We start from the raw sequence: 24,531 nt of genomic DNA, 5'->3' as shown, positions 1-24,531 counted from the left end.
GAGGCGCGCGGCGGAGAACGGTGTGGTCGTAGACACCGAAACGGATGGGGGCTTCGGCGACGGTGGCCCCGCCATCGACAAGCCTCGGATGGTGTCAGGTCGAACAGCGCCTGGAGAAGGTCGGCGCCGCGTTGGGACTGTTAGACGCCGGATCCCAGGACGCCCATCAGCGCTGAGGCTCCTAACTGGCTGGCGCTCACGCCAGCACCGCAGCCGCTACCGGCTACCGCTAGCCGGACAGTTGCGAACGGGCGCCGCCTGGGCCTCAATAGCAGGCGCCTCCAGGGCCGCGACAAGCGGGGCCCTGGCCCGTCCATAGGCCGCGCCACCCGCGCCTCGATACGGGGGACTGCCGGGCCCATCATCGAGCAGGCATCGGGACCGGTACGCCGGACCCAGGCGCCTAGGCGTCGGGGCGGAGACAGCTCAGCGCCTGACTGCGCTCACCGCCACTCAGTCAGCCGGCGTCCCGGTGGCTACAGGCTCCTCGCGATCAAGAGCTTCATGATCTCGTTGGTGCCGCCGTAGATCCGCTGGATGCGGCTGTCGCGGTACATGCGGGCGATGGGGTACTCGAGCATGTAGCCATAGCCGCCGTGCAACTGCAGACACTCGTCGACGATCCGGCACTGGGCCTCGGTCACCCAGAGCTTCGCCATGGAGGCCGTGGTCGCATCTAGCCGTCCCTCAAGGTGCAGGGCCGTGCAATGGTCCACGAAAACCCGCGCCACGGTCGCCTCGGTCTTGCATTCGGCGAGCTTGAACTGGGTGTTCTGGAACTCCAGAAGCGGCTTGCCGAAGGCCTCGCGCGACTTCACGTAGGCGACGGTCTCGGCGAGCGCCCGCTCAAGGGTTCCCAGTCCCTGGATGGCGATCAGCAGCCGCTCCTGGGCCAGCTTGTCCATGAGCTGGTAGAAGCCGCGGCCTTCCGCCTCCCCCAGCAGGTTCGCGGCAGGCACCCGCACCTCGTCGAAGAACAGCTCGGAGGTGTCGGCCGCCTCGAGGCCGAGCTTCTCAAGCTTGCGGCCGCGCCGAAAGCCGGGCGCCTGATCGGTCTCGACCACAAACAGCGAGACCCCCTTCGCGCCGTTGTCGGGGTCCGTCTTGCAGACGACGAGGACGAGGTTGGCGGTCTGCCCGTTGCTGATGAAGGTCTTCTGGCCGGTGATGACGTAGTCGTCGCCATCGCGCACCGCCCGCGATCTGATCCCCTGCAGGTCGGAGCCCGCGCCGGGCTCGGTCATGGCTATCGCGGAGATGAGCCGCCCGTCCGCCATTCCGGGGAGCCAGCGCTGCTTCTGGGCCTCCGTGCCGAAGCTCACCAGATAGGGGGCGATCATGGCGTTGTGCAGCGGCAGGGCGAAGGCGTCGAGCCCCCGGCGGTAGATCTCGTACGCCAGGGCGGCTTCATGGCGGAAGTCGCCGCCGCCGCCGCCGTAGGCCTCCGGCACCGAGACGCCCAACAGGCCGGCCCGCGCCGCGGCCGACCAGAAGGTGCGCGGCACGGCGCCGGCGGCGCGCCAGGCGGCGACCACGTCGGGACCCGCCTCGGCCTCGAAGAAGCGCGATGCGGAGCGGCGGAAGATGTCCAGGCTTTCGTCGTCTGGGGCGGGCTGTGTCATGGTCGCACTCATCCGGCCGCGGCCACGCCGGCGCGCCGACGCAGACGCTCCAGGCGGCGCACGATCAAGTCGTGGCGTTGTCGGCTCAGCGGGTGCGTCCAGGCGACGACCCCGCCCACCGCCAGCAGACCGCAGGGCAGGAAGAGGCAGATGGTGCGGAGCGCCTGCGCACCCTCCGGCGTCGCCGGCGCGCGCGGGTCGAAGCCGGCGGCCTGAAGCGCCGGCAGCGCCACCCCGATGGCAGCGGCGGTCGCGGCCTTCGAGACGAGACTGAACACCGACATGTACAGTCCACCCTGGGCGCCAAGGCCCCTCACGGCGCCGTAGTCGATGGCGTCGGCGGCAAGCGACGGCATGAGCACGAACAGCGCGCCCGCCGAGCACCCCACAACGACCAGGGCGGCGGCCGCGGGGAGGAAGACCCCCGCAGGGACGATGGCCAGCGCGAGGAAGCCCCCGCCCACCCCCAGGCACCCTGCCGCGAGGGCGCGATGGCGCCCAAGTCGATCGGCGAGCCAAAGCACCCCGGGGACCGAAGCGATCGTCGCGAGCTGCTGCAGAAGCAGCAGCTGGAGGAACACCTCTTCGAGCTCCAGGACGGCGTTCAGGTAAAAGAGGATCCCGGCGGTGAAGGTCATCAGGCTGCTGGTGAAGAGGAGATTGATCGCCAGGGATCGCAGGAACGGCGCGTTGCGCGGAAGCCGCCGGATGGCCTGCCAGGCGCCGCTGGTCGCCGGAGGCTCCAGGCGGGCGGGCGGACCGAAGGCCAGGGCGAGCGGGATGGCCGCGACGAGGACCCCGATCACGGCGATCCCGATGATGGCGATCACCTGATCAAGCGGCGGCGACGGTACGCCCGTCACGAGGAATGGGACCACCACCGTGGCCAGCGAGCCGATGACGGTGCAGGCTTCACGCAGGCCGAAGACGCGGCTGCGGATCTTGTAGTCGTTCGAGATCGCCGCGCCCCAGGCCGTGTAGGGGATCTGGACCGCCGTCCAGGCGGTGTAGACGGCCACAAGGCACACGAGCAGGTAGAGCGTCCCGACGCCGTCCGGCGGCAGGCACACCATGTAGACGGCCAGGCACAGGACCGGGGCGCCCAGCGCGACCCACGGCGCCCGCCGCCCCCAGCGGCTGCGGGTCTTGTCCGAGGCCACGCCCACCATCAGGTCGCTGACGGCGTCCCAGCAGCGCGCGAGGAAGAAGACGCCGCCGACGGCGCCCAGCGAGAGCCCGATCTCGGTGGCGTAGTAGTTCGGCAGAAAGACCAGGATCGGCCCCGTGAGCATGGCGAGACCGATCGCCGGCAGCGAGTACGCCGCCAGCCGCCAGAGCGACGCCGTGGATCGGTCGTCCATGCATTCCTCCCCCGACGACTATTCCGCGCCGGGACGACGCTAGGAGTTTGCTTGCCGAGCGTCAATTGCGATCATCTCTCTGGCAACTTGCGTCGTTCGGGCGATGCATGCGACTTACCCGTCGGCAACAAAAGATGAATTGGCGAGTGAGTCCGCGGCAGGCCGCGGGTGGATTTTGAGAGGACGACACCTTGAGCATGATCTCCAACGGCTGGGCGGCCGCGGAGGCGGAACGGGCGCAGTCGCGGCTTCGCCAGCGGGAACTGAAGCTTCGGGCCCTCGTGAGCGTCGCCTCGGTCATGCTGAACAAGCACGGCTACGAGGGTTTGTCGCTCGCGGACGTCGCCAGCGTCCTCAACATCACGAAGCAGGCGCTCTACCACTACACGAGCAGCAAGGAAGACTTGCTGTTGAAATGCTACGAGCGGGCGCTCGACCTCGCTGAGGCCGCCTACGATCACGCCGACGGGGCCGGAACCAACGGGCTCGAGAAGATCGAGCACTTCGTGAAGTTCCACATCAACCCCAATGCCGAGACCTACGCGATCCTGGACAACCTCGGCGCGCTGACGGACGAACACCGAAAGGCGATCAGCGGCCGGGCGAAGCAGCTCGAGCAGCGCATGCGCGGCTACATCCGCGAAGGGATGGCTGACGGGTCGATCGCGCCCGTGGACCCCAAGTTCACGGAGTTCTGGATCCTCGGCTCTCTGTCTTGGATGCCCAAGTGGTTCGACCCGCAGGGGGACCTGAGCGCCGACGAGGTGGCGCAATCGTTCATCACCCTGATCTCGGACGGCTTGCGCCCGCGCGGCTGACCGCCTCGACGCGGCGGGCTTCGGCCCCGCTCAGCGGCCGTCTTCCACCTTGCGGAAGTAGTCGTAGATGCCCTCGCGCAGCTTGGGCGGCAGCCCGCTCGGGTCCACAGGCACACCGTGGATGCTGCGCCAGTGACTATGGCACAGCTGGTGGATGGAGAACGACTGCAGCAGGGCCGTCCGCCGTCCCGCCGCATCCTGCGACTGGTTGATGGCCTCCTTGGCCATCTTCAGCGCGAAGAGCGGCTTCTGCGCAATGCGCTGCGCCAGCGAGAGGGTCTCGGCGGCGAGTTCCGCGTCCGGGAAGACCCGGCTGACCATGCCGACCTGCCGCGCCTCTTCGGCCGACAGCCAATCCGACGTGAACAGCCAGTCCTTGGCCCGCCGCGCGCCCAACTCGAACGGGTGCATGAAGTATTCCGCGCCGCAGATCCCGAACGCCACCACCGGATCCTGGAAGCTGGCCGTTTCGCCCGCAACGATCAGATCGCAGACCCAGGCCAGCATCAGCCCACCGGCGATACACTTGCCCTGCACCTGCGCGATGGTGGGCTTCGGCAGGCTGCGCCAGCGCTCGCACAGGCCCAGGTAGATCTCCCACTCCCGGCCCATCTGGCCTTCCTGTCCCGGAGCCTGGAAGTCGGCCCAGAGACCCACGAGGTTAAAGCCCTCGAGCGGGCTGTCAGCGTCGGCGGAGAGGTCGTGGCCCGAGGAGAAGGTGTCTCCCGCGGCGTCCAGGATCACCACCTTGACGGCGGGATCCCGCGCCGCCCGTTGGAAGGCGGCGTCGAGGGCATAGAGTAACTCGACGTTCTGCGCGTTCTTGCGCTGCGGGCGGTTGAGCGTCACCCGCGCGACACCGGGCGCGGGCACGGCGTAGAGGACGGACGCTTCGGCTTCCGCCATCGGATTCAGCTCCGCGGCCGGTTCACGAGTTCCAGCACGTTTCCATCGGGATCTTGGAAGCACACGAACCACGGCCTCTCGCCGTCCGGCGTCTTCCGGTAGACGACATCCGCGACGAAGGTCACGCCGAGCTCGCGCAGCCGGGCCACGTCGGCCTCGAAGTCGGACGACGACAGGGCGATCCGCACGATGCCCGGATCCGTGAGCTTCAGGGGCGAAGGCTCGGAGTTGCGGGGGCGTATCCACTCCAGCAGGTCGAGCCGCGCGGCGTTCGGATCGTCGCCCAGGCGCAGAAGGGCGCCCTTGACCCAGTGCTCGCCCACGCCGAGCCCCTCGCCCACGGCCCGGTGGCCGGCTTCCGGGAACGGGATCTCCACCGTGAAACCGAGCGCCTGGTAGAACGCCAGAGAGCGCTCGAAGTCGACGCAGTTCAGGTTGACGTGGAAGAGGCTGTGTATGTTCACGCGTGAAGCTCCTTGGGCGTCATTTGGGCAGGAGCCCGCCCTCGAAGGCGAGCTGGATGGCCGCGCAGCATTCCCGGAAGGCGATACGGGCCTGGGTGAGCTGCTCGTGCATCGAGAAGAAGCCGTGGACCTGGCCGTCGTGGTTGCGATGAGCGACGGTGACGCCCTCGGCCCGCAACCGCGCCACGAACGCGAAGCCCTCGTCGCGCAGGGGATCGAGGCCGGCCGTGATCACGTAGGCCGGAGCCACTCCCGCCAGACGGTCCGCGCGAAGCGGCGAGGCTCGGGGCGGCGGCGGCTGATCGCCGAAGTAGAGCGCCGAACCCCTACGGATGTCCGCCTTGGACAGCACATAGGCAAATTCGTTGATGGACGGCGTCTCGGACTGGTGGTCGAGGAGCGGTTCGGCGAGCACCTGGAGCCGCGGCTGCGCCAGTCCCGCCTCCCGCGCGTCGATGCAGACGCTGGCGGCCAGGGTCGCGCCGGAACTCTCCCCCAGCAGCACGATCGCGCCGTTTCCGCCGATCACGCCGCCGTTCTCGAGCAGCCAGCGATAGACGGCGAAGCAATCGTCGTAGGCGGCGGGGAACGGAGCTTCAGGTGGGATGCGGTGCAGCGGCGTCACCACCATGCAGCCCAGGGCCTGGACGAGGGCGACGGGGTTGTTCCCAACCTGATCCAGGGACGTCGCAACATAGGTGCCGCTGAGGAAGAGCACGACGACCGGAAGCGCGCCCGTCGCGCCCGCGGGCCGGAAGAGGCGGCAGGGTATCGGCCCGGCGGGGCCCGGAACCTCGAAGAAGTCGTCGACGCAGTCGTCCGGCAGTGGCCGCGCCGTGGCTGCCGCTGTTTGGGCGAACATGGCGCGCGTCTCGGCGACAGAGAGCTTGCTGAAGTCGCCATAGTTCGCCGCCATCTGCTCGAGCAGCGGGCGGATTTCCGGATCGATGTAGTGACTGTCGGCCATGGCGTCCTGGAGAGAGGGCCTCGCGGAAGCAGCGCTCCGCGAGGCAGGTGCGCCCGCGTCAGCCACGCGGCGGGAGGGGAGGCTCCTGCGTGGCTCCGCGAGGTTCAGAATCGTGCCCGTAGCTCCAGACCGTAGGTCCGGGGCGCGGCGTAGAAGCCGCTCACGACGTTGCCGGGGGGAACGCCGCCGCCGTTCGCCTCGCTGATGTACTCGAGATAGTCCTTGTCCGTGAGGTTCCGCCCGAACGCCGCGAGGGTCCAGCGTCCGCTCGGCTCGGCCAGCGTGACCCGTGCATTCACCAGTGCGAAGCCGCCCTGCGAGGTCTCGATGTGGTTGAACTGGCTGAAGTAGACGCGACTGCGGTAGGCGTACTCGACCCGCGGAGTGAGCCGCCAGCCGCCCCCTAGGTCGGCCTCGTACTGGGCCGCAACGTTCACGGTGTGCTTGGGCGCGCGGGGCAGCCGATTGTCTTTCAGCCGGTCCGCCGCAGGCGCCGATGCGTTGAGGAACGAGTCGACGGCCCCGGGGAAGTCGATGAAGCGCGCGTCCAGGTAGGCGTAGGAGCCGCTCAGCTGCAGCCGCGGCATCGGCCGGGCCAGCACCTCGACGTCGAAGCCCTTCATGTCGGCCTTGGCCGCGTTGATGAACAGCGCGGTGACGGTGCTGCCGCCTTGCTGCAGCGCGAACACCTGCATGTCGGTGTACTTGGCGTAGTACGCTTCCGCGTTCACCTGCAGGCGATTGTCGAGGAACCGCGACTTCACCCCCGCCACATACGACCAGACGTACTCCGGTCGCACCGGAGGCGCCATGAAGGTCAGGTTGGAGTTGCCCGACTTGTAGCCGCGCGTCGCCGACGCGTAGAGCAGGGCGTCGTCCGAAAGGTCGAGCTCCACCCCAACCTTGGGCGTGAACGCCTTCCATCGCTTGTCGACCGATACCGGCGTCGGGATCACCAGGAACGGCGGGGCGCCCCGGAAGAAGATGTTCTCGCTGCCGCCGCCCGTACCCTCCTTGTGGTCCCGGGTGTAGCGGGCGCCCGCGGTGACGCGTAGCCGCTCCGTGAGCGGATAGGTCAGCTGGCCGTAGACCGCCCACGAGGTGTTCGTGAACACCTGGTTCAGGAGCGACCTGTCGTACAGCGGCGCGGCGCGCGAGATCAGGAACTCCGGCGCATAGCTCGCGTCCACCTCTTCGCGGAAATGGTAGATCCCCGCCACCCAGGTGGCGCGGGAGCCCTTGGGGCTCAGCACCTGCAGTTCCTGCGAGAACTGGTTCGACCCCTCGTCGAAGGGGATGAAGGCGGTGGGATCGGTGGTGGCGGACAGGCCGTTCTGTCCCCGCCAGATCGCCTCTCGATAGCCGGTGATCGACTTCAGCGTGGCGACGTCCAGCTCCAGTTCGGCCGTGGCGTTCAGGCCCCAGTTCTCGCGGTACACGTAGTTCGGATAGGTCTGGAAGATCGCATCCGCCCGGGTCGTGGTCCTTGTCCCGACGGGCGACATCGGATGGATCCCCCCGTTGAGGTTCTGGCTCACCTGCCCCGCGCCCGTGGAACGCAGGTAGTCGGCGATGACGTCGAGCGTCAGTCGCTCGGTCGGGGTCCACTCCAGGTAGCCGCGATAGCCGTGGGCCGTCTCGCCCTTCACCGTCTGGCCGGTGAGGTTGGTGAGGTAGCTGTCCCGTTCCATGTTGAGCACCGAGAGACGCGCGGCGGCGGTCGCGCCCAGCGGCACGTTCACGTAGGCCTCGACACGCCGCAGGTCGTAGTTGCCCACCGTGAGCAGCCCGCCGGCCCCGAACTCGCGTTCCGGTCGCTTGGACGTGATGTTGATGGCGCCGCCTGTCGCATTGCGCCCGTAGAGGGTGCCCTGCGGCCCGCGCAGCACCTCGATGCCGGCGAGGTCGAAGTAGTTCTGCACCGAACTCACCCGGCCAACGAACACCCCGTCGATGTTGGTGGCGACCCCCGCCTCCACGGCCGAGCCGGGCTGGGAAGTGCCCACACCCCGCAATGTCGTGAAGGCCGTGCCGTTCTGGCTGAACACCAGGCCCGGGACCGAGAACTGCAGGTCCGCCACAGAACGGATGGCGCTGCGCTCCAACGCCTCGCCCGTGAACGCCGTGACGGCGACGGGGGTCTTCTGAAGATCGGTTTCGCGGCGGGTGGCGGTCACGACCACCTCACCGAGGGCGGTCTCTCCGCGGGCGGCCATCGCCTCCTCGGCGCGCGCGGGTGGCGCGAGCACCGTCCCCGCCAGGCCCATCGCCGTAGCCGCGAACAGGGTCCCCTTCAGACGATCGTGCATCCTTCCCTCCCAGCATGTTCTTATTTGACGGACCGCAACGTCTACTTGACACGCGTTAACATCGTTAGTTCCTTCCGTCAAATTCGGCTGGGGCGCGCCGGCGGCCTTCCGCGCCGCGCAGTCAGGCCCGGCGGAAGACCGCAGGACGGTTCGTCACCTCGATCTCATGAACAGCTTTGCCGGGCAGGGGCGGCCGCAGACGGGAGCACCCGCGCAGGGCGTCGCACCGATGGCATGGGCCCCTAGGACTTCGCGGGAAAGTTCCTGCTGACAGGACAATCCGCGCCTGAAGCTCTCGCCATGCGGCGCAGCGGCTGCTTTGGTGGCGGCATGAGCAGTAGCGCCAGGTCTAGAAGACCGACGGACGATGAGCTTCTGGACGAGTTGCGGCGGTTGCTGGCGGCTCGCGGGAAGCTCAGTTCGAGCCTGATCGAGGCTTCGGAGATCACGCGCGCCCCCAACACCTACATCCGGCGCTTCGGCAGCCTCGTCGAAGCCTATGCACGCATCGGATACGCCGTGAGCGCGCGGCAGGCCGCGACCTCCGAGAGGTTTCGCAGACGGAGCGGGCGCGAAGATTCGAGCGCGTGAGGCGCGGCCGGCAGACGACTGGTCGCCTCCGCGCCAGGAGGCCGGTCGGGCGCCCCGCCCGTGAGCGGAACCTAGCCTGAGAAGCCCTGCACCCGTCGCAGGCCCTGGTCGCCCGCCGCGATCGTCACCCGGCGGCCCAGCGGGTCCGTCTCGATCATCTCGCGGGCCACGGCGGGATCGTCGGTCATGGCGACGACGCGGGCGCGGGCGGGGCTGCGCGCCACGACCACGCCCCGCGGGGAGGCCTGGGCATAGTCGATCGTATAGGTTTCCACGGCCGCCTCGCCCTCGAAGCCCTGGTCGAGCGCGGGCGCGGTCCAGGCGTCCACCTCGGCCTGCAGGGGCTTCGAGTCGAACGGCTGGAACGCGCGCTCCGCCGACGAATAGATCCCGACGGAATACTTGGAGAGGAAGCCGCCGTTGGCGCCCAAGAACCCGACCGCGCCCGGGCGGGCGCGGAGCCGGCGCACCATCTCGGCGATCGCGTGCATCGAGTAGTTGTTGCCGGCCCCGCCGAAGAACGGCAGGCCGCCGGTCACCGTCAACCCGCGCGGATCGTCGGGCGCCAGGCCCAGGCCGTCGCAGATGTTGAACACCGCGATGGGGAAGCACGAGTAGAGGTCGATGACGCCGATGTCGGACAGGTCCACGCCGGCCGCCTCCAGGGCCCGCTTCGCCGCCGCCACCGACGCCGGCCCGCGCGAAAGGTCCGCCCGCTCCACGGGCGTGCGCTCCTTCACGTCGGCGCCGCCCCAGAGGTAGATCCAGCGGTCCTGCGGCACGCCGAGCGCGCGGGCCTTCCCCACCGAGGTGAGCAGGACCGCGGCGCCCTGGTTGGCCTGGTCGCGGGCCACCATGCGGCGCGGGAAGGGATCGCTGGTCAGCCGGTTGCGCTCGGTCACCGTGGCCAGCGCCTCAGGCGAATAGACCTCGCGGCTCATGGCGTGCGGGTTGCCGGCCGCGACCTGGGTGAAGGGCGCGAAGAGCCGGCCCATCTCCAGGGCGTAGGCGGCGCGGTCCTTGCCCTCGCGCGCCCGCCGGGCGTTCTCGAACATCGCATAGACGCTGATCGGCGTGCGCGCCCCGTGCTGCACGAGCTCGGCCGTCAGCATGCCCTGGGCGTCGAAGCGGCGGTCCTCGACCGCGCCGTCGGCGATCTCGGCCCAGTCGCGCGTTTCGCCCTTCGCCTGCAGATGCCGCACCGTCGAGATCGCCTCGGAGCCCGCGATCAGGGCCATCTCGGCCTCGCCCGCGGCGATGGCGTGCGCCAGCTCGTTGACGAGGTGCTGCGGCCCCTGCCCTCCGACCGCCTCCCAGATCGCCCGCACCGGGTCGGCGCCCACCCGCCGCGCCAGCGAGCGCGGGAAGTTGTTGGACGCCCCGAAGGGCGCCACGACGCGCGGGCCGGAGACCTCGAACTGCGGGATGGCGGCGACCACGTCGATGTGGGCGGCGAGCCCGTCCGCCCCCGCGTCGGCGAGCGCCGTGGCGGCCGCCCGGGCGGCGAGGTCCGCCGGCGACAGCGCGGCATAATCGGGCGCGTCGATCCGCTCGGACGCCTCGCCCACTCCGATGATCACCGGCGTTCGGTCGCTTACGCTCATGGCTGCCCCTCAAATCCGCAGGACGCCGACTCTATCGTACGTGGCGTTGCGTAAGCCGAGCGGCGACTGGACCTTCCCGCCGTCCACCTCACGTCAGGGCTCGTCGGAGATTGCCGCTCGCCAGCGGGATATCATGTAGCTATTGTTGCTACATGAACCACGACAGCCGCCTCTCGGGCGTCCTCCACGTCCTCCTGCACATGGCCGAGCACGACGGGCCCGTGACCTCGGAGATGCTGGCGCGCGCCATGAACACCAACGCCGCCGTGGTGCGCCGGACGCTCGCCGGATTGCGCGAACGCGGCTTCGTGCGTTCCGAGAAGGGCCACGGGGGCGGCTGGCGCCTGGGGCGCGACCTCGCCGCGATCACGCTCGCCGACGTCTACGACAGCCTGGGTCGCCCCTCGCTCTTCGCCATCGGGCACCGGGACGCCGACCCGGCCTGCCTGGTCGAGCAGGCGGTCAACGTCCACCTCGACGGCGTCCTGCGCGAGGCCGAGGCGCTGCTCCTCGCGCGCCTCCGGGCGGTGACCCTTGCCGACCTCAGCGCCGAGTTTCACGCACGATTTTCGGCGCGCCCCGGCGCGCGATCCCTGGAGTCTTCCCATGGCGGACCAAGCCGACCGTAGCCCGCTGCTGAAGCCTTTCTCCGACCCCGACGCGGTGGCGCGCTACGCCGAGGGCCCGCCACGGTTCGTGCCCGGGTTCGCCGACCTGCATCACATGACGGCGATCCTGCTTGCCGAGCGTGCGCCGGCCGATGCGCGGGTCCTGGTCGTGGGCGCCGGCGGCGGGCTCGAGCTGCGCGCCCTGGCGACCGCCCAGCCCCGCTGGACCTTCACCGGCGTCGACCCCGCCCCGGAGATGCTGGGCCTTGCGCGCCGGACCCTGGGGCCGCTCGCGGACCGGGCCGAACTGATCGAAGGCTATGTGGACGATGCGCCCGAGGGCCCCTTCGACGCCTCCACCTGCCTGCTGACGCTGCACTTCCTGGACGCCCCGGAACGACGCCGCACCGTCGCCGAGATCCGCCGTCGCCTTCGTCCCGGCGCGCCCTTCGTCGCGGCGCACTCCAGCTTCCCGCAGGACCCGGCGGCCCGGGCGCGGTGGCTGGCGCGCTATGCGGCCTTCGCCGTCGCACAGGGGGTGGACCGAGAGCAGGCCGAAGTCATCCGCACGACCGTGGACGCGAGCCTCGCCCTGCTGTCGCCCGAGGAGGACGAGGCGGTGCTGCGCGCCGCGGGCTTCCAGGACGTGACGCCGTTCTACGCCGCCTTCACGTGGCGGGGCTGGGTGGCCTACGCCTGACCTGCGCCGACGCCGACGCCGCGCGATCGTCGTCCCCCGTCAGAAGTCGACGGCAAGCGCCACGCTGGCGACCCGGCCCGGGATGAGGTCGTAGGCCCCGGCGCCGCGCAGGTCCCAGCCGTGGACGTTGAACAGGTTGGTCACACGCAGGCGCAGCGAGGCGTCGCGGCCGTGCGCCTCGAACCGGTAGCGGGCGCCAAGGTCGACAAGGGTGCGCGACGGGAGAAAGACGTCGTTGCTGCGCGTCGCAGGCCGACGGCTCAGATGCGTCGCGCCCAGGTCGAGCGACAGGTTCTCCAGGCCGGGGGGCCGCCAGTCGACGTTGAGCTGGAGGTTCCGCGTCGGCTGGCCCACGGGGCGTCGGCCGACCCGCCCCAGGGCCACGCCTTCGCCGGTCACGCGCGGCCACATGAACACGCCGCCCGCCACGACGTCGACGCGCGGCGTCAGCTTGCCGGACAGGGAGGCCTCGACGCCGCGGTGCCGGACATCGCCCAGGGCGGTGAAGACCTGCCGCTCGTTGAGATTGAAATAGGGCTTCTCGACCTCGAACACCCCGGCCACCAGCTTCAGGTCCGGACGGATCGTCCAGCGCAGGCCCGCGTCGCGCTGACGCGTGCGGATCGCCGGCAGGGCCTCGTTGCGGTTCGCGGCGTTGTCGGGCGCGACCCCGGTTTCCTCGAGGCCGCGCGTGTAGCCCGCGTAGAGCGCGAGGCTGTCGCTGAGGTAGGCGGCGCCGGCGAGGCTGTAGAGCCACGGGCTCGTCTCGGAGACGGCGCGGGGGAGCCCCGGCTGGTCCACGGTCTTGCGGTAGTCGGTCTTCTGGACGCCGAGGCTGATCTCGCCGCGGCCGCGCCAGCGGCCCTCGTAGGCCAGGCCTCCGGTCCACTGGCGCACACGGTCGAAGGTCTGGGGGCCGAAGTCGAACGGACCCTCCAGCGGCGCGACGGGGCGGCCGACAACCGTCGGGCCGAGATCGACGACGTCGGAGCCGCCGTAGCGGTCGCGCCGGTCGCGGGCGCGGAGGTTCAGGTGCAGCACGTGCAGCCGCGGTCCCTCGGCGACGGCGCGGCTGACCCGAAGCTCGCCGCTGGTGGAGGCCAGCTTGGACGGCGGATCCACGATCAGGATCTGGTCGGCCCGGCCGTCGGGCTGCAGGTTCAGCAGGAGGTTCGTGGCCGTGCGCTGGTCGTCGAACGCCGTCCGGAAGAGACCGGCCCGCACGCGCCAGTCCTGCGCGGGCGCGGCGTCGGCGAGGACGCCGTAGAGGTGCGCGGTGCTGCGGTACTTCGGCTGCTGCGGCCCCTCGAACTCGCGCCGCGTGCGGCGGGTGGGCAGGAAGGCGCCGGCCGGCGCATAGGTGGGCCCGAACTCGTCGTCGTAGATGTCCGAGCGGGCCCAGAACGGCCGGATCTCGATCCCGGGGCGAGGTCGCCAGCTCGCGATCAGCCCCTCCACGTGCTGCAGGCCTTCGGTGTCGTTGAAGAAGGCGTTGCGGTTCAGGCTGAACCCGCCCGCGAGGCTCAGAGTCTCGTGGAGCGGCGTTTCCGCGTCGATCTCCAGCGCCGCCGTGCCGTAGGTGTCGACCGTCGCGTAGGCCGACAGGGCGCGGGCGGCGCCGGGCCGCTTCAGGGCGTAGTCGACGACCCCCGTCGGCGCGGGAAAGGGAAAGCCCTGGGCCGACAGCCCCACGCGGATGGACGTCGAGCGGCGGATCCTGGGGGTGGGGTTCCAGACCGGATCGAAGAACAGGCCGTCGATGCGGGCGTTGCCGGCCGCGAAGGCCGAGAAGCCGCGCACCGAACTCGAGGAATAGAGGCCGATCGTCTCGCGCCCGACGCTGTTGCCGAAGGCGTCCTCCGCGCTGGTCACGGCGTTCTCCGACACCCGCTGCGCGGCGGCTCCGGATGCGAAGGCCAGGGCGGCCGCGCCGGCCCAGGCCGCGACGCGCCGGCGCCCCTTCGCGCGGGCCGACGCCACGATGACGGCCGCGGCGGGCGGCCCGGGGGAGGCCCTCATGGCGCAGCCTCCGCTGGCGCCGCGGCGAGCGTGGCGTTCAGGTAGCGCGCCTCGAGACCGGCGGCGGAGAGCCCCCCGGCGTCCATCTCCTCGATCAGCCGCCCGCCCACCATGATGCCGATGCGGTTCGCCACGTCGAGCGCGCGGAAGATGTCGTGGGTGGCCATGAGGATCGAGACCTTCCGCGCGGAGAGCCGGCGCAGCAGCTCGCTGAACTCGTGAGAGGCGCGCGGATCGAGCCCGCTGGTGGGCTCGTCCAGCAGCAGCGCGCGGGCGTCCTTGGCGAGCGCGATGGCGATGCCGACCTTCTGCCGCATGCCCTTGGAGTAGCCGCTCACGGGCCGGTCGTGGGCGTCGGCCTCGAGGCCGGCCTCGGTCAGGAAGCCGCCGAGCTCAGCCTTTCTGTAGCGATGGCCGCCGAGCTCGGCGAAGTAGGCGAGGTTCTCGCGGCCGCTGAACCAGCCGTAGAGGTTCACCTGCTCCGGAATGTAGGCCAGCGCCTGGCGGGCGCCCTGGGGGTCGAGGGCCGGGTCGCGGCCATCCACGAGGGCCCGGCCGCCGTCCGGCCGCACGAAGCCCAGGAAGCAGTTGATGGTCGTCGTCTTCCCTGCGCCGTTGGGCCCCAGGAGCGCGTAGACCTCGCCCGGCCGCACGGTCAGGTCCAGGCCGTGGAGGGCGGTGTGGGCGCCGTAGCGTTTGTGCAGGCGTTCGGCCGACAGCATCGGGAACCTCAGAGAGGGCCGGCCGAGCGCAGCGCGCGCCAGGCCCAGGCCAGGGCAAGAAGGAGCGGCAGGGCGAGCGCCCCGAGCAGGGCCACGATCCGGCCCCACCGGGCGGCGGCGGCCTCGGGGCGGGGCTCGAACCGCGGCATGCGGTCGTAGTCCTCGACCGTCAGGAAGCGCATGGACGCGAGCTTCGGCTCGAAGTGGCCGCGCCAGCGCGCCTGCCATGCGTCGACGTCAGCCAGATAGCGCACCCGCCGCTCGGGCGCGCCGCCCGCAAGGTCTTCCGTCAGCAGTTTCAGCGCCAGCGAAGGGCTTGCGGGCGAAGCCCACCGCAGGGCTTCGGCCTGGCGCACGCGGGCCCGATCCATGCCCGCCGCCACCGGGGCGAAGGCCGCGTCGAACGCCAGGGTCCGGGGGAACATCTCGGTGACGAAGTAGTGCTCGTACTCGTCGCCCTGGCGGACGGGGCGGTTCTGCGGCCTGGCGGCGTAGTAGGCGGCCGTGACCTCGGCCCGGCGGCGGTTCAGGCCGCTCTCGATCTCGCGCATGGCCAGCACGCCGCCGAGCCGGTCTGGCGGCGGCGCAACGGCGCCCACCGCGGCGCTGATCACCGCCGGGGCCAGGAGGCATGTGGCGATCCAGATCGACAGCAGGGCGAGGCTGGCCGAGGCGGAGTTGCGGGCCCTGGCGTTCACCGCCCCGGCCAGGGCGCACCAGGTTCCCAGGCAGAGCGCCAGACCCGCCAGCCAGGCGAGGAGGGCGGGCAGAGAGGCTCGGCCCGCCTCGGTGACGACGGCCGCGGCGACTGCGACGGCGCCCACGACCGCGAACACGGCGACGAAGCGGACGGCCAGGCGCACCGCCGCGATGGCCGCCAGCGTGCGGCCCTGGCTCGCGAGCAGCCCCGCGCTGCCCTGCTCGCGGTCGCGCGCCAGCACGTCGTAGGTGAGGAAGAGCAGGAACAACGGCGCCAGCCAGGTCGCCACGAACGACAGGTCGAAGGGGCCGTCGAGGCGGTTGGTCGGATCGTCCAGGGTCGGCTGCTGGTCGCGGTGGCGGGTGAGCAGGCTCACGGCCAGCAGGTCGGGCGTCGGCCGCGCCTCGGCGGCGGACAGGACCCCCAGCTCCGCGGGCGGCGGGACCAGGGGCCGCCCCGCGCTCATCACCGCCTGGTGGGCCTTGCGGGCGCTGCCGAACTGGCCCTCCTGCGCGCGGCCGGCTTCGAGCGCCACGAGCTGGTCGCGCTTCCTCGCGAAGGCGGCCTGATCCGCCGCCACCGCCTCGGCGATCCGCGCGCGCTCGGCCTCGAGGCGCTGGGCGCCGTTCCAGGCGCCCAGGACGCTGAGGGCGAACAGGACCGCCAGCAGGGGCGCGACCCCGGGCGCGCGCAGGAAGAGGCGCGCCTCCTGCCGCCAGAGCGGCCTCATGGTCTCAGCCGCCGCGTGGCGATGGCGAGCGCGGCGAAGGCGGCGAGGCACCAGGCCGCCAGCAGCCCGAGGAACCCGGCCTGCCGTGCGAGCGCCCACCCCACGCCGGGCGTCTCGTAGCGGAAGGGAGCCACCGCCGCCCAGTCGCTGCGGTCGCCGTCGGTCTCCCAGCGGCTGCCCCGGACGCGCCGTTCGAGCAGGGTGTTCATCTGCAGGCCGAAGCCCCGACGGTAGGCCTCGGCGGCCTCCAGGAAGCGTCGGTGGTGGGCCCAGTCCATGCCCGCCATGCCCTGGGCGACGCTGCGGGCCGCCACAAAGGGGGAAGCCACCGCGACGCCCATGCGGATCCGGGCCTGGGCCTCGTAGATCCCGAGGAGCCGGGCGTACTCGCGGTCGTCGACCTCGGTGCTCCAGGCGTCCATGTGGCGCATGCGGATGCCGGAGAACCCGACCGGCAGATCGTCGAGGCGGGTCACGCCGTAGCGGCGCAGGGTCTCGGCCTCCAGCGCCTTCAGCTGCGCCGCATAGCCGGGCTTGCCGCCGTAGCCTTCGTCGAAGGCCTGGCCGGCCGCCTTCTGATAGACCTGCAGGGTCGGCGCCGGCGCGAAGCGCTCGACCAGGGTCGCGGCCGCCCTGGGCGCGAGAACGAAGACGCCCACCCACAGGCCGAGGGCGGCGACCAGCGCCCCGCGCGAGGAGCGCGCCACCGCCGAGATCGCGATCCCCGCCGCCAGCAGGGCCAGCAGCAGCAGGCCGTCCGCCGCCAGCAGCAGCAGGCCCCGGGCCAGGATGTCGAACCGCGTCCCCGGCGCGGCCGCAAAGGCCGCCGCCGCCAGGGCCAGGCCGGCGGCCGGCGCAAGCGGCAGAGCCAGCACGGTCGCCAGGCCGAGCAGCTTGCCGCCCGCCCACGCCCGCGGCCTCACGCCCTGGGCTAGCGCCAGGCGCAGGACGCCGCTCTCGCGGTCGCGGACGATCGCCAGGGCCCCGAGCGTCAGGGCCAGGAGCCCGCCCAGCATCTGCAGGATCGCCGAGCCGCTTGCGACGCCCAGGCCGGTCTGGAGGGTGAGGTCGTCCTCCGAGGGAATGTTGGCGAAGGCGGGCCGATCGTGCGCCTCCAGCCACAGCGTCTGGCCCGCGAACGGCCGCAGGCCCGGCTCGAACATGGCGAGGCTGAGCTGCGGCATCGCCACATAGGCCCCGAAGTGCGCGGCCCGGTGCGGGTGCCGCGCCCCCTGGTCCAGCCACTGCTGGCGCGCCTCGGCGATGAAGTGCTCCCGTTCCGCCCGGGCCCGGTCGAACTGGAACCAGCCGGCGGCCGTCGCCGCGAGCACCGCCAGCAGCAGCACCGCGCCGGTCATCAGCAGGCGGCCGTCCCGCAGCTGGAGCGCGAGCTCGCGGCGCGCAACCGACCCGATCACGGCGGCGGCCTAGTAGGCGTAGGCGATGCGCAGGGTCGCCGAGCGTGGCTCCTGGGGGAAGATCGCCGTGCTGGAGAGGTCGTAGATCCGCTTGTCGCCGAGGTTCTTCAGATTGAGCTGCACCCGCCAGCGGCCGACGTCGTAGGCCGCCATGGCGTCGAACCGCACATAGTTAGGCAGCCGGAAGGCGGGATTCGGCAGGGCGATCGCGCGGTCGTCGACGTAGTAGACGCCGAGCCCCAGCTCCAGGCCTTCCAGCGGTCCGCCCTGCAGCGTGTACTTGTTCCAGAGGCTGGCGCTGTGCATGGGCGCGCCGGGCAGTTGCGAGCCGACGCGGAAGGTGTTGTCGCGGCTCACCCGCGCGTCGATGTAGGACACGCCCAGGATCACGTCCCAGCCGGGCGCCGGGGAGCCGGCCACGTCCAGCTCGACGCCCTTGCTCTCCTGCTCGCCCGTCTGCACGCGGAAGACGGGGTTGGCGGGATCGGGCGTGGAGACGTTCTTCTTGGTGATTTGATAGGCGGCCAGGGTGGTCGACAGCCGGCCGCCCAGCCAGGTCCGCTTGACGCCCACCTCCAGCTGCCGCCCCTCCTCGGGATCGAGGTACTCTCCGTTCGCCTTGCGCCCGCTGGTGATCGACAGGAAGGACTCGCCGTAGCTGGCGTAGAGGCTCGTGGCCGCGTCAGGCTGGTAGACGAGACCCACCTGCGGGCTGAAGCCTTCGTCGCTGCTCTTGCGCGACAGCGCCCCGGTCAGCAGGTTGACGCTCTTGTTCCGCACCCGGTCGTAGCGGGCGCCCACGAGCAGCTTCCAGCGGTCGCCGAGCGAGACCAGGTCCTGGGCGTAGACGCCGGTCGCCCGGCTGGACACCTCGTCCGCGAACAGCACGAAGCCGCCGGGCCCGGGCCGGGCGCCGTAGACCGGCGCGAACAGGTCGATCGCCGCCAGGCTCGAGAAGAAGAACGAGTAGGACTGCTCGGTGTCGTAGTACTCGACGCCCGCCGCGAACCGGTGCCCCAGCGGTCCGGTCTCGAAGGCGCCCACGACCTCGTTCTGGGCGACGAAGGTGTGCGACTTCTCCCAGTTGTCGTACGCCACCCGGTTCACGGTGCGGCCATTGGGGGCCACCCCGCTGAACGTCCGCAGATGGTAGTCGCCGTCGGTCCAGGCGTAGCCGGTCACCTGGCGCAGCTTCCAGGCCTCGCTCAGCCGCCACTCCAGCGTGGAGGCGGCGTAGGTCGAGGTGACCGAATTGACCCCGTCCGGCTCGCCCAGGAAACGGCTGATCGGAACCTTGAAACTATTGGGGTGCCGCGGCAGGCCGAGGTCCCAGGTGTAGTCGCTGCGGCGATGCTCGACCTCCACGGTCCAGTCGACGTCGTCCGTGGCCTTCCAGGTCAGCACGGGCGCCAGGAAGTAGCCGTCGCTGCCGGTGCGGTCGCGGAAGCTGTCGGCGTCGTCGGCGGCCAGGTTGAGGCGGCCGTAGAGCGATCCCGCGATCGGGCCGCCCACGTCGATCTCGCCACGATAGCGGTCCCGGCTGCCGGCGATGGCCTGCACCCGCAGCATGGGTTCCGCCGTCGGCTTCTTGGTGATGGTGTTGGTGATGCCCCCCGGGCTCACGGCGCCGTAAAGCACCGAGCCGGGGCCCTTCAGCACCTCGAACCGCTCGACGTTGGCGGTGTCGCGCAGGGTGTAGAAGCCGAAGTCGCGCACGCCGTTGCGCAGGGTGAGGAAGCTCGCATCGAAGCCGCGGAGGTAGGCTCCGAAGTTCTGCACGCCTCCGTAGCCGGCCTTCCGCTGGGCGCCCGAGACATTGTCCAGCGCCTCGCCCAGCTGGTTGAGCGACCGGTCCTGGATGAGTTCCTGCGACACCACCGAGATCGAAAGCGGCAAGTCACGCAGTTCGACGTCGGTCTTGAACCCGGTGAGGGTGTCCACCGCCTGGTAGTTCTCGATGTTGCGGCCGGTGACCACGACCGCGTCGAGGGACGCGTCGTCCGCCGCCAGCGCTTCGTTGGCCAGCGACGACAGCAGAAGCACGCCCGCAAGACCCCGTTTCAGAACGCCCATGGAACTCATCCCCCATTCCCATGAGCTACTGTTACGTTATATCATTTCATCTTATCAAGCCTGTCGTCCGGGGTCCCGATGAAGTCCTTCGCCGCTGCGCCCGCCGCCCCGCCGGCCCGGATCGCCGCCGGCTGCGGCTTCAGGCTGGATCGCGCCGGGCCCGCACGCCTGCGGGCGGCCTCGCGCGCGAGGGTCTGCGGCCAGGTCGCCCGGTTGCGGGACCTCTCAGAGAGCGCCCGCCGGATCCCGTGAGTCGAGCCATGGTCCGGTGGAACAGCGGGTCGGCGGCGACGGTGAGCCCCCTCACCGATCGTCGCCGATTGCTGGTGGGCCTCGCAGCGCCCGGGGCTGTCGTCCCGCGCCGCGCACGCGCCAGCATCGACCCCTTCACCCTCGGCGTCGCCAGCGGCGCGCCCTCGCCGGACGGCTTCGTGCTCTGGACGCGGCTGGCGCCGGACCCGCTCGCGCCCGACGGCCGCGGCGGCCTCTCGAGCCCGGTGCGCACGCGCTTCGAGGTCGCGGCCGACGACGGTTTCAGGCGCATCGTGCGGCAGGGCGAGGTCTGGGCCACGCCTCAGGACGGCCACGCCATCCACCTCGAGGTCGGCGGCCTGCCGCCGGACCGTCCGTACTGGTACCGGTTCGAGGCGCTGGGCCACGCAAGCCCGGTCGGACGGGCGCGGACCGCCCCGGATGTGGCGGCCGACAACACGCGCCTTCGCTTCGTCGTCGCCTCGTGCGCCCATTGGGAGTCCGGCTGGTTCAGCGCCTACCGCCACATGGCCGCCGAAGCGGCCGACCTGGTCCTGTTCCTCGGCGACTACATCTACGAATACAGCCATCGCCCGGAACGCCAGGGACTTGTCCGGCGGCACGATCGCCAGGGCGACGCGGTGACGCTGGCGGACTACCGAAACCGCTACGCCCTCTACCGGACGGATCCCGACCTGCAGGCCCTGCATGCCGCGGCGCCGTGCCTCGTCACCTGGGACGACCACGAGGTGCAGAACGACTACGCCAACCGCTGGTCGCAGGACGCCTCGACGCCCACGGCCGAGTTCCTGCGCCGGCGCGCGGCCGCCTACCGCGCGTTCTACGAGCACATGCCCCTGCGCCCCTGGGCGCGGCCGCGCGGGCCGGACATGCGGCTCCACGGCCGGACCCGGTTCGGCCGCCTCGCCGAGTTCACCGTGCTCGACGGACGCCAGCACCGCTCGCCCCAGCCGTGCCAGACCGCGGCGTCGCGTCGTGGCCGCGTCACGCTCTGCGACGAGATGGAGGATCCCCGTCGCTCGATGCTGGGCCCCCGGCAGGAGCGCTGGCTCGAAGAGCGGTTCCGGCGCGCCGACGCGCGATGGAACGTGGTCGCCCAGGACCTGGTCGTCGCGCGCCTGGAGCAGACCGCGGCCGACGGCCGCGTCGGCCACTACACCGACGGGTGGGACGGATATCAGGCGAACCGAACCCGGATGCTTGGGGCGCTGGCGGACGCGCGGACGCCCAACCCGGTCTTCCTGGCGGGCGACATCCATTCGTTCTGGGCCAACGACCTGAAATCGGACTTCCGCGACCCCCGCTCGCCCACCGTGGCCGCCGAGTTCGTGACCACCAGCATCACGGCCGACAACCCGGGACGCGGCCTGGCCGACGCCGAGGCCCGGAACCCGCATGTCCGGTTCCTGGACCTGCGGTCGCATGGCTACCTCGTCGGCGACCTCGGACCGCAGCGCCTCGACGTCGCCTACCGGAAGGTGTCGGACCGGCGCGACCCGAACGCCACGGTTTCGACCCTCCGGCGCTTTGCCGTGGAGACCGGCCGGCCCGGTGTCATGCCCGCGTGAACCTCGCCCGCCAGCGACACCCTCAGATCCCCGGGCCCGGAGCCCGGAACGACGCCTTCGCGCCGTGTCGCGTCCGCAGCCGCTCCCACGCCAGGGCGCCGACCACGGTCAGGGCCATCGCCACGCCCAGGCCGGTGAACAGACCCTCGGAAAGCTCGGCCGAACCCGCGACCAGGCGGCCGGCCAGGGCGTAGGCCGCCATTCCGAACGACAGGGCGACGATCAGCCAGCCGACGCCGTGGCGATAGCGCCGCACCCGCTCGGCGTCGCCGCGATCGCGGAGCAGCCTCGCCACGATGTGGCTGTCGGCGGTGTCGGTGAGGATCATGCCGGCCGCGAAGACGGCGGCCACGGCCACGGCGCCGCCGAGGCCCGCCGTCGAGGCGGCGGCGAGACCCCAGGCCGCGGCCTGGGTGGCGGTGTCGAAGACCAGGCCGAACACGATCCCGACCGTCACCACCGCCAGCGGATGAGAACTGGTCCGCAAGGCGCGGGGGACCAGGCCCTGACGCCACCCGACCGGCGTATAGGCCCCGGCCCGCTGGAGGGCCCGCAGGTTGAGGGCGCCCACCAGGACCAGCAGTCCGATGACCGCCCAGTCGGCGGCCTCTGTCGCCCACGCCGGCCAGACGAACCGGGGCGCGACGATGGCGAAGCCCACGGCCACCACGGCCACGGCCAGGCTATGGCCGACCGCGAACAGCGTCCCGGTCCACGGCGCCCAGCGGGGCCGCTCCTCGGTGGCGCGGAGGGTCAGGTTGTCGATCACCGCGATGTGGTCCGGGTCCAGGCCGTGCCGCAGGCCGAGGAGGAGGATCAGCCCCAGCGCCGGTCCGGTGAGCAGGGCGGGCTCGCTCAACGCACCGCGCAGGCTTCGAAGCCCGCCTTCAGCTGCGCCGCGGGCAGATCCCGGCCGATGAACACCGCGCGCGACACGCGCGCCTCGTCGTCCCGCCACGGGCGTTGCAGGTCCACGTCCAGCAGCATGTGCACCCCCTGGAAGACGAGCCGGCGATCCTGGCCCGCGATGTGGAGGATGCCTTTCCAGCGCAGGATGTCCTGTCCCTGCTCGGCCGCGATCGACGAGACCCAGGCCCGGGCGCGGTTGGAATCCAGCGGCCGGTCGAGGCTCATGGACACCGACGCCACCGCCGCGTCGTGCTCGTGATCGTCTTCGCCCAGGAAGCCCGGCTCGATCTCCAGGATGCGGTTCAGGTCGAAGGCGCCCTGATCCAGCACGTCCGCGATGTCGACGGCGCAGTTGGTGGTCGGGACAATCCGCGCCGTCGGGTTGATGCGCCCGATGAGGGCCTGAAGGCGCGCGACCTCCTCGGCGGACACGAGGTCGACCTTGTTCAGCAGGATGACGTCGGCAAAGGCGACCTGCTCGGCAGCCTCGTGACTGTCGTCCAGCCGCGCCTCGAGGTGCTTGGCGTCGACGACGGTGACGATCGCATCGAGGCGGGTGCGCTGGCGGACGTCGTCGTCGACGAAGAACGTCTGCGCCACCGGCGCCGGATCGGCCAGTCCCGTCGTCTCGATCAGGATGCCGTCGAAGCCGCCCTTGCGCTTCATCAGTCCGTTCAGGATGCGGATCAGATCGCCGCGCACCGTGCAGCAGATGCAGCCGTTGTTCATCTCGAACACCTCTTCGTCGGCGCCGACGACGAGGTCGTTGTCGATCCCGAGCTCGCCGAACTCGTTGACGATCACGGCGTAGGTCCTGCCGTGGTCTTCCGAGAGGATGCGGTTCAGGAGGGTGGTCTTCCCGGCGCCGAGGTAGCCTGTCAGCACCGTCACGGGTATCGGCATGCGCGGCGTCATCTCAGTGGTCTCCCGCGGGGCACAGGCGCCCGCTCTCGCCGACGGCCGGTCCTTCACCGAAGTGAAGGCTCCGGCGCCGCCAGTTCCAGATGTGCGCCGCAGCCAGGCCGAGGCTGCCGGCGACCGTGAGCCCGGTCTCGGTCGCCTCGCCGTCGGCCAGGAAGGCGCCCAGCCCGAGCAGGACGAGGCCGCCGGCCGCCAGGCCGAGCACCGGTGCGCGGCGCGCGCCGCTCTTCGGCCCGGCCAGCAGCGCGAGGCCGGACAATGGGGCGGCGATCAGCACGAACAGCGCGTGCACCCATTCGATGTCGGCCCACGCGCCCAGCGCCGGCAAGAGGGCGGCGGCCAGCGGCAGCAGCAGGCAATGGGCCAGGCACAGGCCCGACAGGCCGATGGCCGATCCGTCCAGCAGGTGACCGGCGGGACTCATGGGGAATCCTCCTCGGCCGGATCGCATTGAAAGCGTGGCAAGGGCGCGCCCGGGTCGGGCTCGCAGCAGTCGCAATCGCGGTGCAGGGCGAGCATGATCCGCTGCAGCGACTCCGGGTCGAGGCGATTGAGCAGGCTGTCCGGCGACCGCAACGTTCGCCCCCTCCAAGACTGTTATGTTATAACATTGCATATCTGAGCGCCGGTGCAACGGGAAACCGGCGGCGCCGGACAAGACGCGCCGGACGCGGCGTGGCGTCATGTCCGCGACGGCTGCGCGACCTGGGGCGGGCGGTCGTCGCCCGCGGCGGGACGTCTGGCGGGACCTACGCCGGGCGAGCGTCCCAAATGCGGTAGAAGATCCCGCCCTCGTCGTGGCCGCCGAGCCTCAGCGTGCCGCTGATCACCTTCACGCGGTAGTCGAAGCCCAGCCCCGCGGGCGACTTCACCTCGATGAACTGCATCGGGTTCGGGTTGAGATGGAAGGGGCAGTCCGGCGGGTAGGCCAGCAGCACGAAGTGCTTCTGCAGCGCCCCGTTCTGCAGCGGCATCATGTAGCCGGCCACCTTCACCACCTTGCCGTCGAGGGCCTTCACCCCGGGCGGGAAGATGGGCTTGGAGCGGATGTAGCCCTTGGCGTCGGTGCGGGTGATCTCCCGGGTCGATTCGAGCAACGACCAGGCGACGCCGCCGGGCGGCGTGTCGGCCGGCTTCCAGACCGCCTCGCTCGGCGCTGCAGGCCGCGGCTGCGGCTGGAGGGCGGCCGCGGCGGGGCTGGCCACGAAGGCGAGGGCAGAGAGGCCAAGAGTTCGGCGGTCGATCACG

Annotated in this window: 22 protein-coding genes; 6 read left to right on the top strand and 16 right to left on the bottom strand. The window is 71.2% G+C overall.

Features of this window, described 5'->3' with window-relative positions; genetic code table 11:
* Positions 1 to 476: 476 nt before the first annotated feature.
* A complete protein-coding gene (locus tag JNK30_RS18280; protein ID WP_293484408.1) occupies positions 477 to 1,634 on the bottom strand; it encodes an acyl-CoA dehydrogenase family protein in 1,158 nt (385 codons plus the stop codon).
* Positions 1,631 to 2,983 carry an MFS transporter gene (locus tag JNK30_RS18275; RefSeq protein WP_293484406.1) on the bottom strand — a complete coding sequence of 451 codons (1,353 nt, stop codon included), beginning with the start codon at positions 2,981 to 2,983 and terminating at the stop codon, positions 1,631 to 1,633. The genes JNK30_RS18280 and JNK30_RS18275 overlap by 4 nt, the downstream gene beginning before the upstream one ends.
* A 197-nt stretch (positions 2,984 to 3,180) precedes the next feature.
* On the opposite strand from JNK30_RS18275, the gene JNK30_RS18270 reads away from it, so the two are divergent.
* Positions 3,181 to 3,801, top strand: coding sequence for a TetR/AcrR family transcriptional regulator (locus JNK30_RS18270; protein WP_293484412.1), 621 nt, complete (start codon positions 3,181 to 3,183; stop codon positions 3,799 to 3,801).
* A 30-nt stretch (positions 3,802 to 3,831) separates the two neighbouring features.
* Here the strand turns inward: JNK30_RS18270 and JNK30_RS18265 are convergent, their stop codons facing one another.
* From JNK30_RS18265 to JNK30_RS18250, 4 genes are all read right to left on the bottom strand, one after another.
* Positions 3,832 to 4,707, bottom strand: a complete 876-nt coding sequence (locus tag JNK30_RS18265) for an enoyl-CoA hydratase (RefSeq protein WP_293484404.1) — start codon at positions 4,705 to 4,707, stop codon at positions 3,832 to 3,834.
* A 5-nt stretch (positions 4,708 to 4,712) separates the two neighbouring features.
* On the bottom strand, positions 4,713 to 5,171 hold the full coding sequence (locus tag JNK30_RS18260) for a VOC family protein (protein ID WP_293484402.1): 459 nt from the start codon (positions 5,169 to 5,171) through the stop codon (positions 4,713 to 4,715).
* Positions 5,172 to 5,190: 19 nt separating this feature from the next.
* Positions 5,191 to 6,138 carry an alpha/beta hydrolase gene (locus tag JNK30_RS18255; protein WP_293484400.1) on the bottom strand — a complete coding sequence of 316 codons (948 nt, stop codon included), beginning with the start codon at positions 6,136 to 6,138 and terminating at the stop codon, positions 5,191 to 5,193.
* Between the two features lie 104 nt (positions 6,139 to 6,242).
* Positions 6,243 to 8,447: a TonB-dependent receptor gene (locus JNK30_RS18250; RefSeq protein WP_293484399.1), complete on the bottom strand. Its 2,205-nt coding sequence runs from the start codon at positions 8,445 to 8,447 to the stop codon at positions 6,243 to 6,245.
* A 300-nt stretch (positions 8,448 to 8,747) separates the two neighbouring features.
* Here JNK30_RS18250 and JNK30_RS18245 point away from each other — a divergent pair, with 300 nt between their 5' ends.
* Positions 8,748 to 9,038, top strand: coding sequence for a hypothetical protein (locus JNK30_RS18245; RefSeq protein WP_293484397.1), 291 nt, complete (start codon positions 8,748 to 8,750; stop codon positions 9,036 to 9,038).
* A 71-nt stretch (positions 9,039 to 9,109) separates the two neighbouring features.
* Here the strand turns inward: JNK30_RS18245 and JNK30_RS18240 are convergent, their stop codons facing one another.
* The gene (locus tag JNK30_RS18240; RefSeq protein WP_293484395.1) at positions 9,110 to 10,642 is read right to left on the bottom strand and encodes an acetyl-CoA acetyltransferase; all 1,533 of its coding nucleotides are present in this window, start codon (positions 10,640 to 10,642) and stop codon (positions 9,110 to 9,112) included.
* Positions 10,643 to 10,794: 152 nt separating this feature from the next.
* Here JNK30_RS18240 and JNK30_RS18235 point away from each other — a divergent pair, with 152 nt between their 5' ends.
* Both JNK30_RS18235 and JNK30_RS18230 read left to right on the top strand, forming a co-directional pair.
* Complete coding sequence (locus tag JNK30_RS18235; RefSeq protein WP_293484393.1) at positions 10,795 to 11,271, top strand: Rrf2 family transcriptional regulator; 477 nt, start codon at positions 10,795 to 10,797, stop codon at positions 11,269 to 11,271.
* Positions 11,249 to 11,950, top strand: coding sequence for a class I SAM-dependent methyltransferase (locus JNK30_RS18230; protein WP_293484391.1), 702 nt, complete (start codon positions 11,249 to 11,251; stop codon positions 11,948 to 11,950). The genes JNK30_RS18235 and JNK30_RS18230 overlap by 23 nt, the downstream gene beginning before the upstream one ends.
* A 39-nt stretch (positions 11,951 to 11,989) precedes the next feature.
* Here JNK30_RS18230 and JNK30_RS18225 read toward each other — a convergent pair whose 3' ends face one another.
* Genes JNK30_RS18225 through JNK30_RS18205 form a run of 5 tightly spaced genes read right to left on the bottom strand, consistent with a single transcriptional unit; the run spans position 11,990 to position 19,612 of the window.
* A complete protein-coding gene (locus JNK30_RS18225) occupies positions 11,990 to 13,969 on the bottom strand; it encodes a TonB-dependent siderophore receptor (protein WP_293484389.1) in 1,980 nt (659 codons plus the stop codon).
* A complete protein-coding gene (locus JNK30_RS18220) occupies positions 13,966 to 14,691 on the bottom strand; it encodes an ABC transporter ATP-binding protein (protein WP_293484388.1) in 726 nt (241 codons plus the stop codon). The genes JNK30_RS18225 and JNK30_RS18220 overlap by 4 nt, the downstream gene beginning before the upstream one ends.
* An 8-nt stretch (positions 14,692 to 14,699) precedes the next feature.
* A complete protein-coding gene (locus tag JNK30_RS18215) occupies positions 14,700 to 16,121 on the bottom strand; it encodes a DUF3526 domain-containing protein (protein WP_293484386.1) in 1,422 nt (473 codons plus the stop codon).
* Positions 16,118 to 17,539: a DUF3526 domain-containing protein gene (locus JNK30_RS18210; protein ID WP_293484384.1), complete on the bottom strand. Its 1,422-nt coding sequence runs from the start codon at positions 17,537 to 17,539 to the stop codon at positions 16,118 to 16,120. The genes JNK30_RS18215 and JNK30_RS18210 overlap by 4 nt, the downstream gene beginning before the upstream one ends.
* A gap of 9 nt (positions 17,540 to 17,548) precedes the next feature.
* A complete protein-coding gene (locus JNK30_RS18205; protein ID WP_293484382.1) occupies positions 17,549 to 19,612 on the bottom strand; it encodes a TonB-dependent siderophore receptor in 2,064 nt (687 codons plus the stop codon).
* Positions 19,613 to 19,690: 78 nt separating this feature from the next.
* Here JNK30_RS18205 and JNK30_RS18200 point away from each other — a divergent pair, with 78 nt between their 5' ends.
* Positions 19,691 to 19,864 carry a hypothetical protein gene (locus JNK30_RS18200; RefSeq protein WP_293484380.1) on the top strand — a complete coding sequence of 58 codons (174 nt, stop codon included), beginning with the start codon at positions 19,691 to 19,693 and terminating at the stop codon, positions 19,862 to 19,864.
* Between the two features lie 8 nt (positions 19,865 to 19,872).
* The gene (locus JNK30_RS18195; RefSeq protein WP_293484378.1) at positions 19,873 to 21,453 is read left to right on the top strand and encodes an alkaline phosphatase D family protein; all 1,581 of its coding nucleotides are present in this window, start codon (positions 19,873 to 19,875) and stop codon (positions 21,451 to 21,453) included.
* A 22-nt stretch (positions 21,454 to 21,475) separates the two neighbouring features.
* On the opposite strand, the gene JNK30_RS18190 is transcribed toward JNK30_RS18195, so the two are convergent.
* From JNK30_RS18190 to JNK30_RS18175, 4 genes are all read right to left on the bottom strand, one after another.
* Positions 21,476 to 22,312 carry a hypothetical protein gene (locus JNK30_RS18190; RefSeq protein ID WP_293484377.1) on the bottom strand — a complete coding sequence of 279 codons (837 nt, stop codon included), beginning with the start codon at positions 22,310 to 22,312 and terminating at the stop codon, positions 21,476 to 21,478.
* The gene (locus JNK30_RS18185; RefSeq protein ID WP_293484375.1) at positions 22,309 to 23,277 is read right to left on the bottom strand and encodes a GTP-binding protein; all 969 of its coding nucleotides are present in this window, start codon (positions 23,275 to 23,277) and stop codon (positions 22,309 to 22,311) included. The genes JNK30_RS18190 and JNK30_RS18185 overlap by 4 nt, the downstream gene beginning before the upstream one ends.
* 1 nt (position 23,278) lies before the next feature.
* Positions 23,279 to 23,707 carry a MerC family mercury resistance protein gene (locus JNK30_RS18180; RefSeq protein ID WP_293484373.1) on the bottom strand — a complete coding sequence of 143 codons (429 nt, stop codon included), beginning with the start codon at positions 23,705 to 23,707 and terminating at the stop codon, positions 23,279 to 23,281.
* 325 nt (positions 23,708 to 24,032) lie between these two features.
* A complete protein-coding gene (locus JNK30_RS18175) occupies positions 24,033 to 24,530 on the bottom strand; it encodes a DUF3299 domain-containing protein (RefSeq protein WP_293484371.1) in 498 nt (165 codons plus the stop codon).
* Position 24,531: the final 1 nt, after the last annotated feature.

The organism is Phenylobacterium sp. (assembly GCF_016793225.1).
GTDB lineage: Bacteria > Pseudomonadota > Alphaproteobacteria > Caulobacterales > Caulobacteraceae > Phenylobacterium.
Note: the sequence above shows the minus strand (reverse complement) of the source record. Positions and strands in the feature narration are given on the sequence as shown.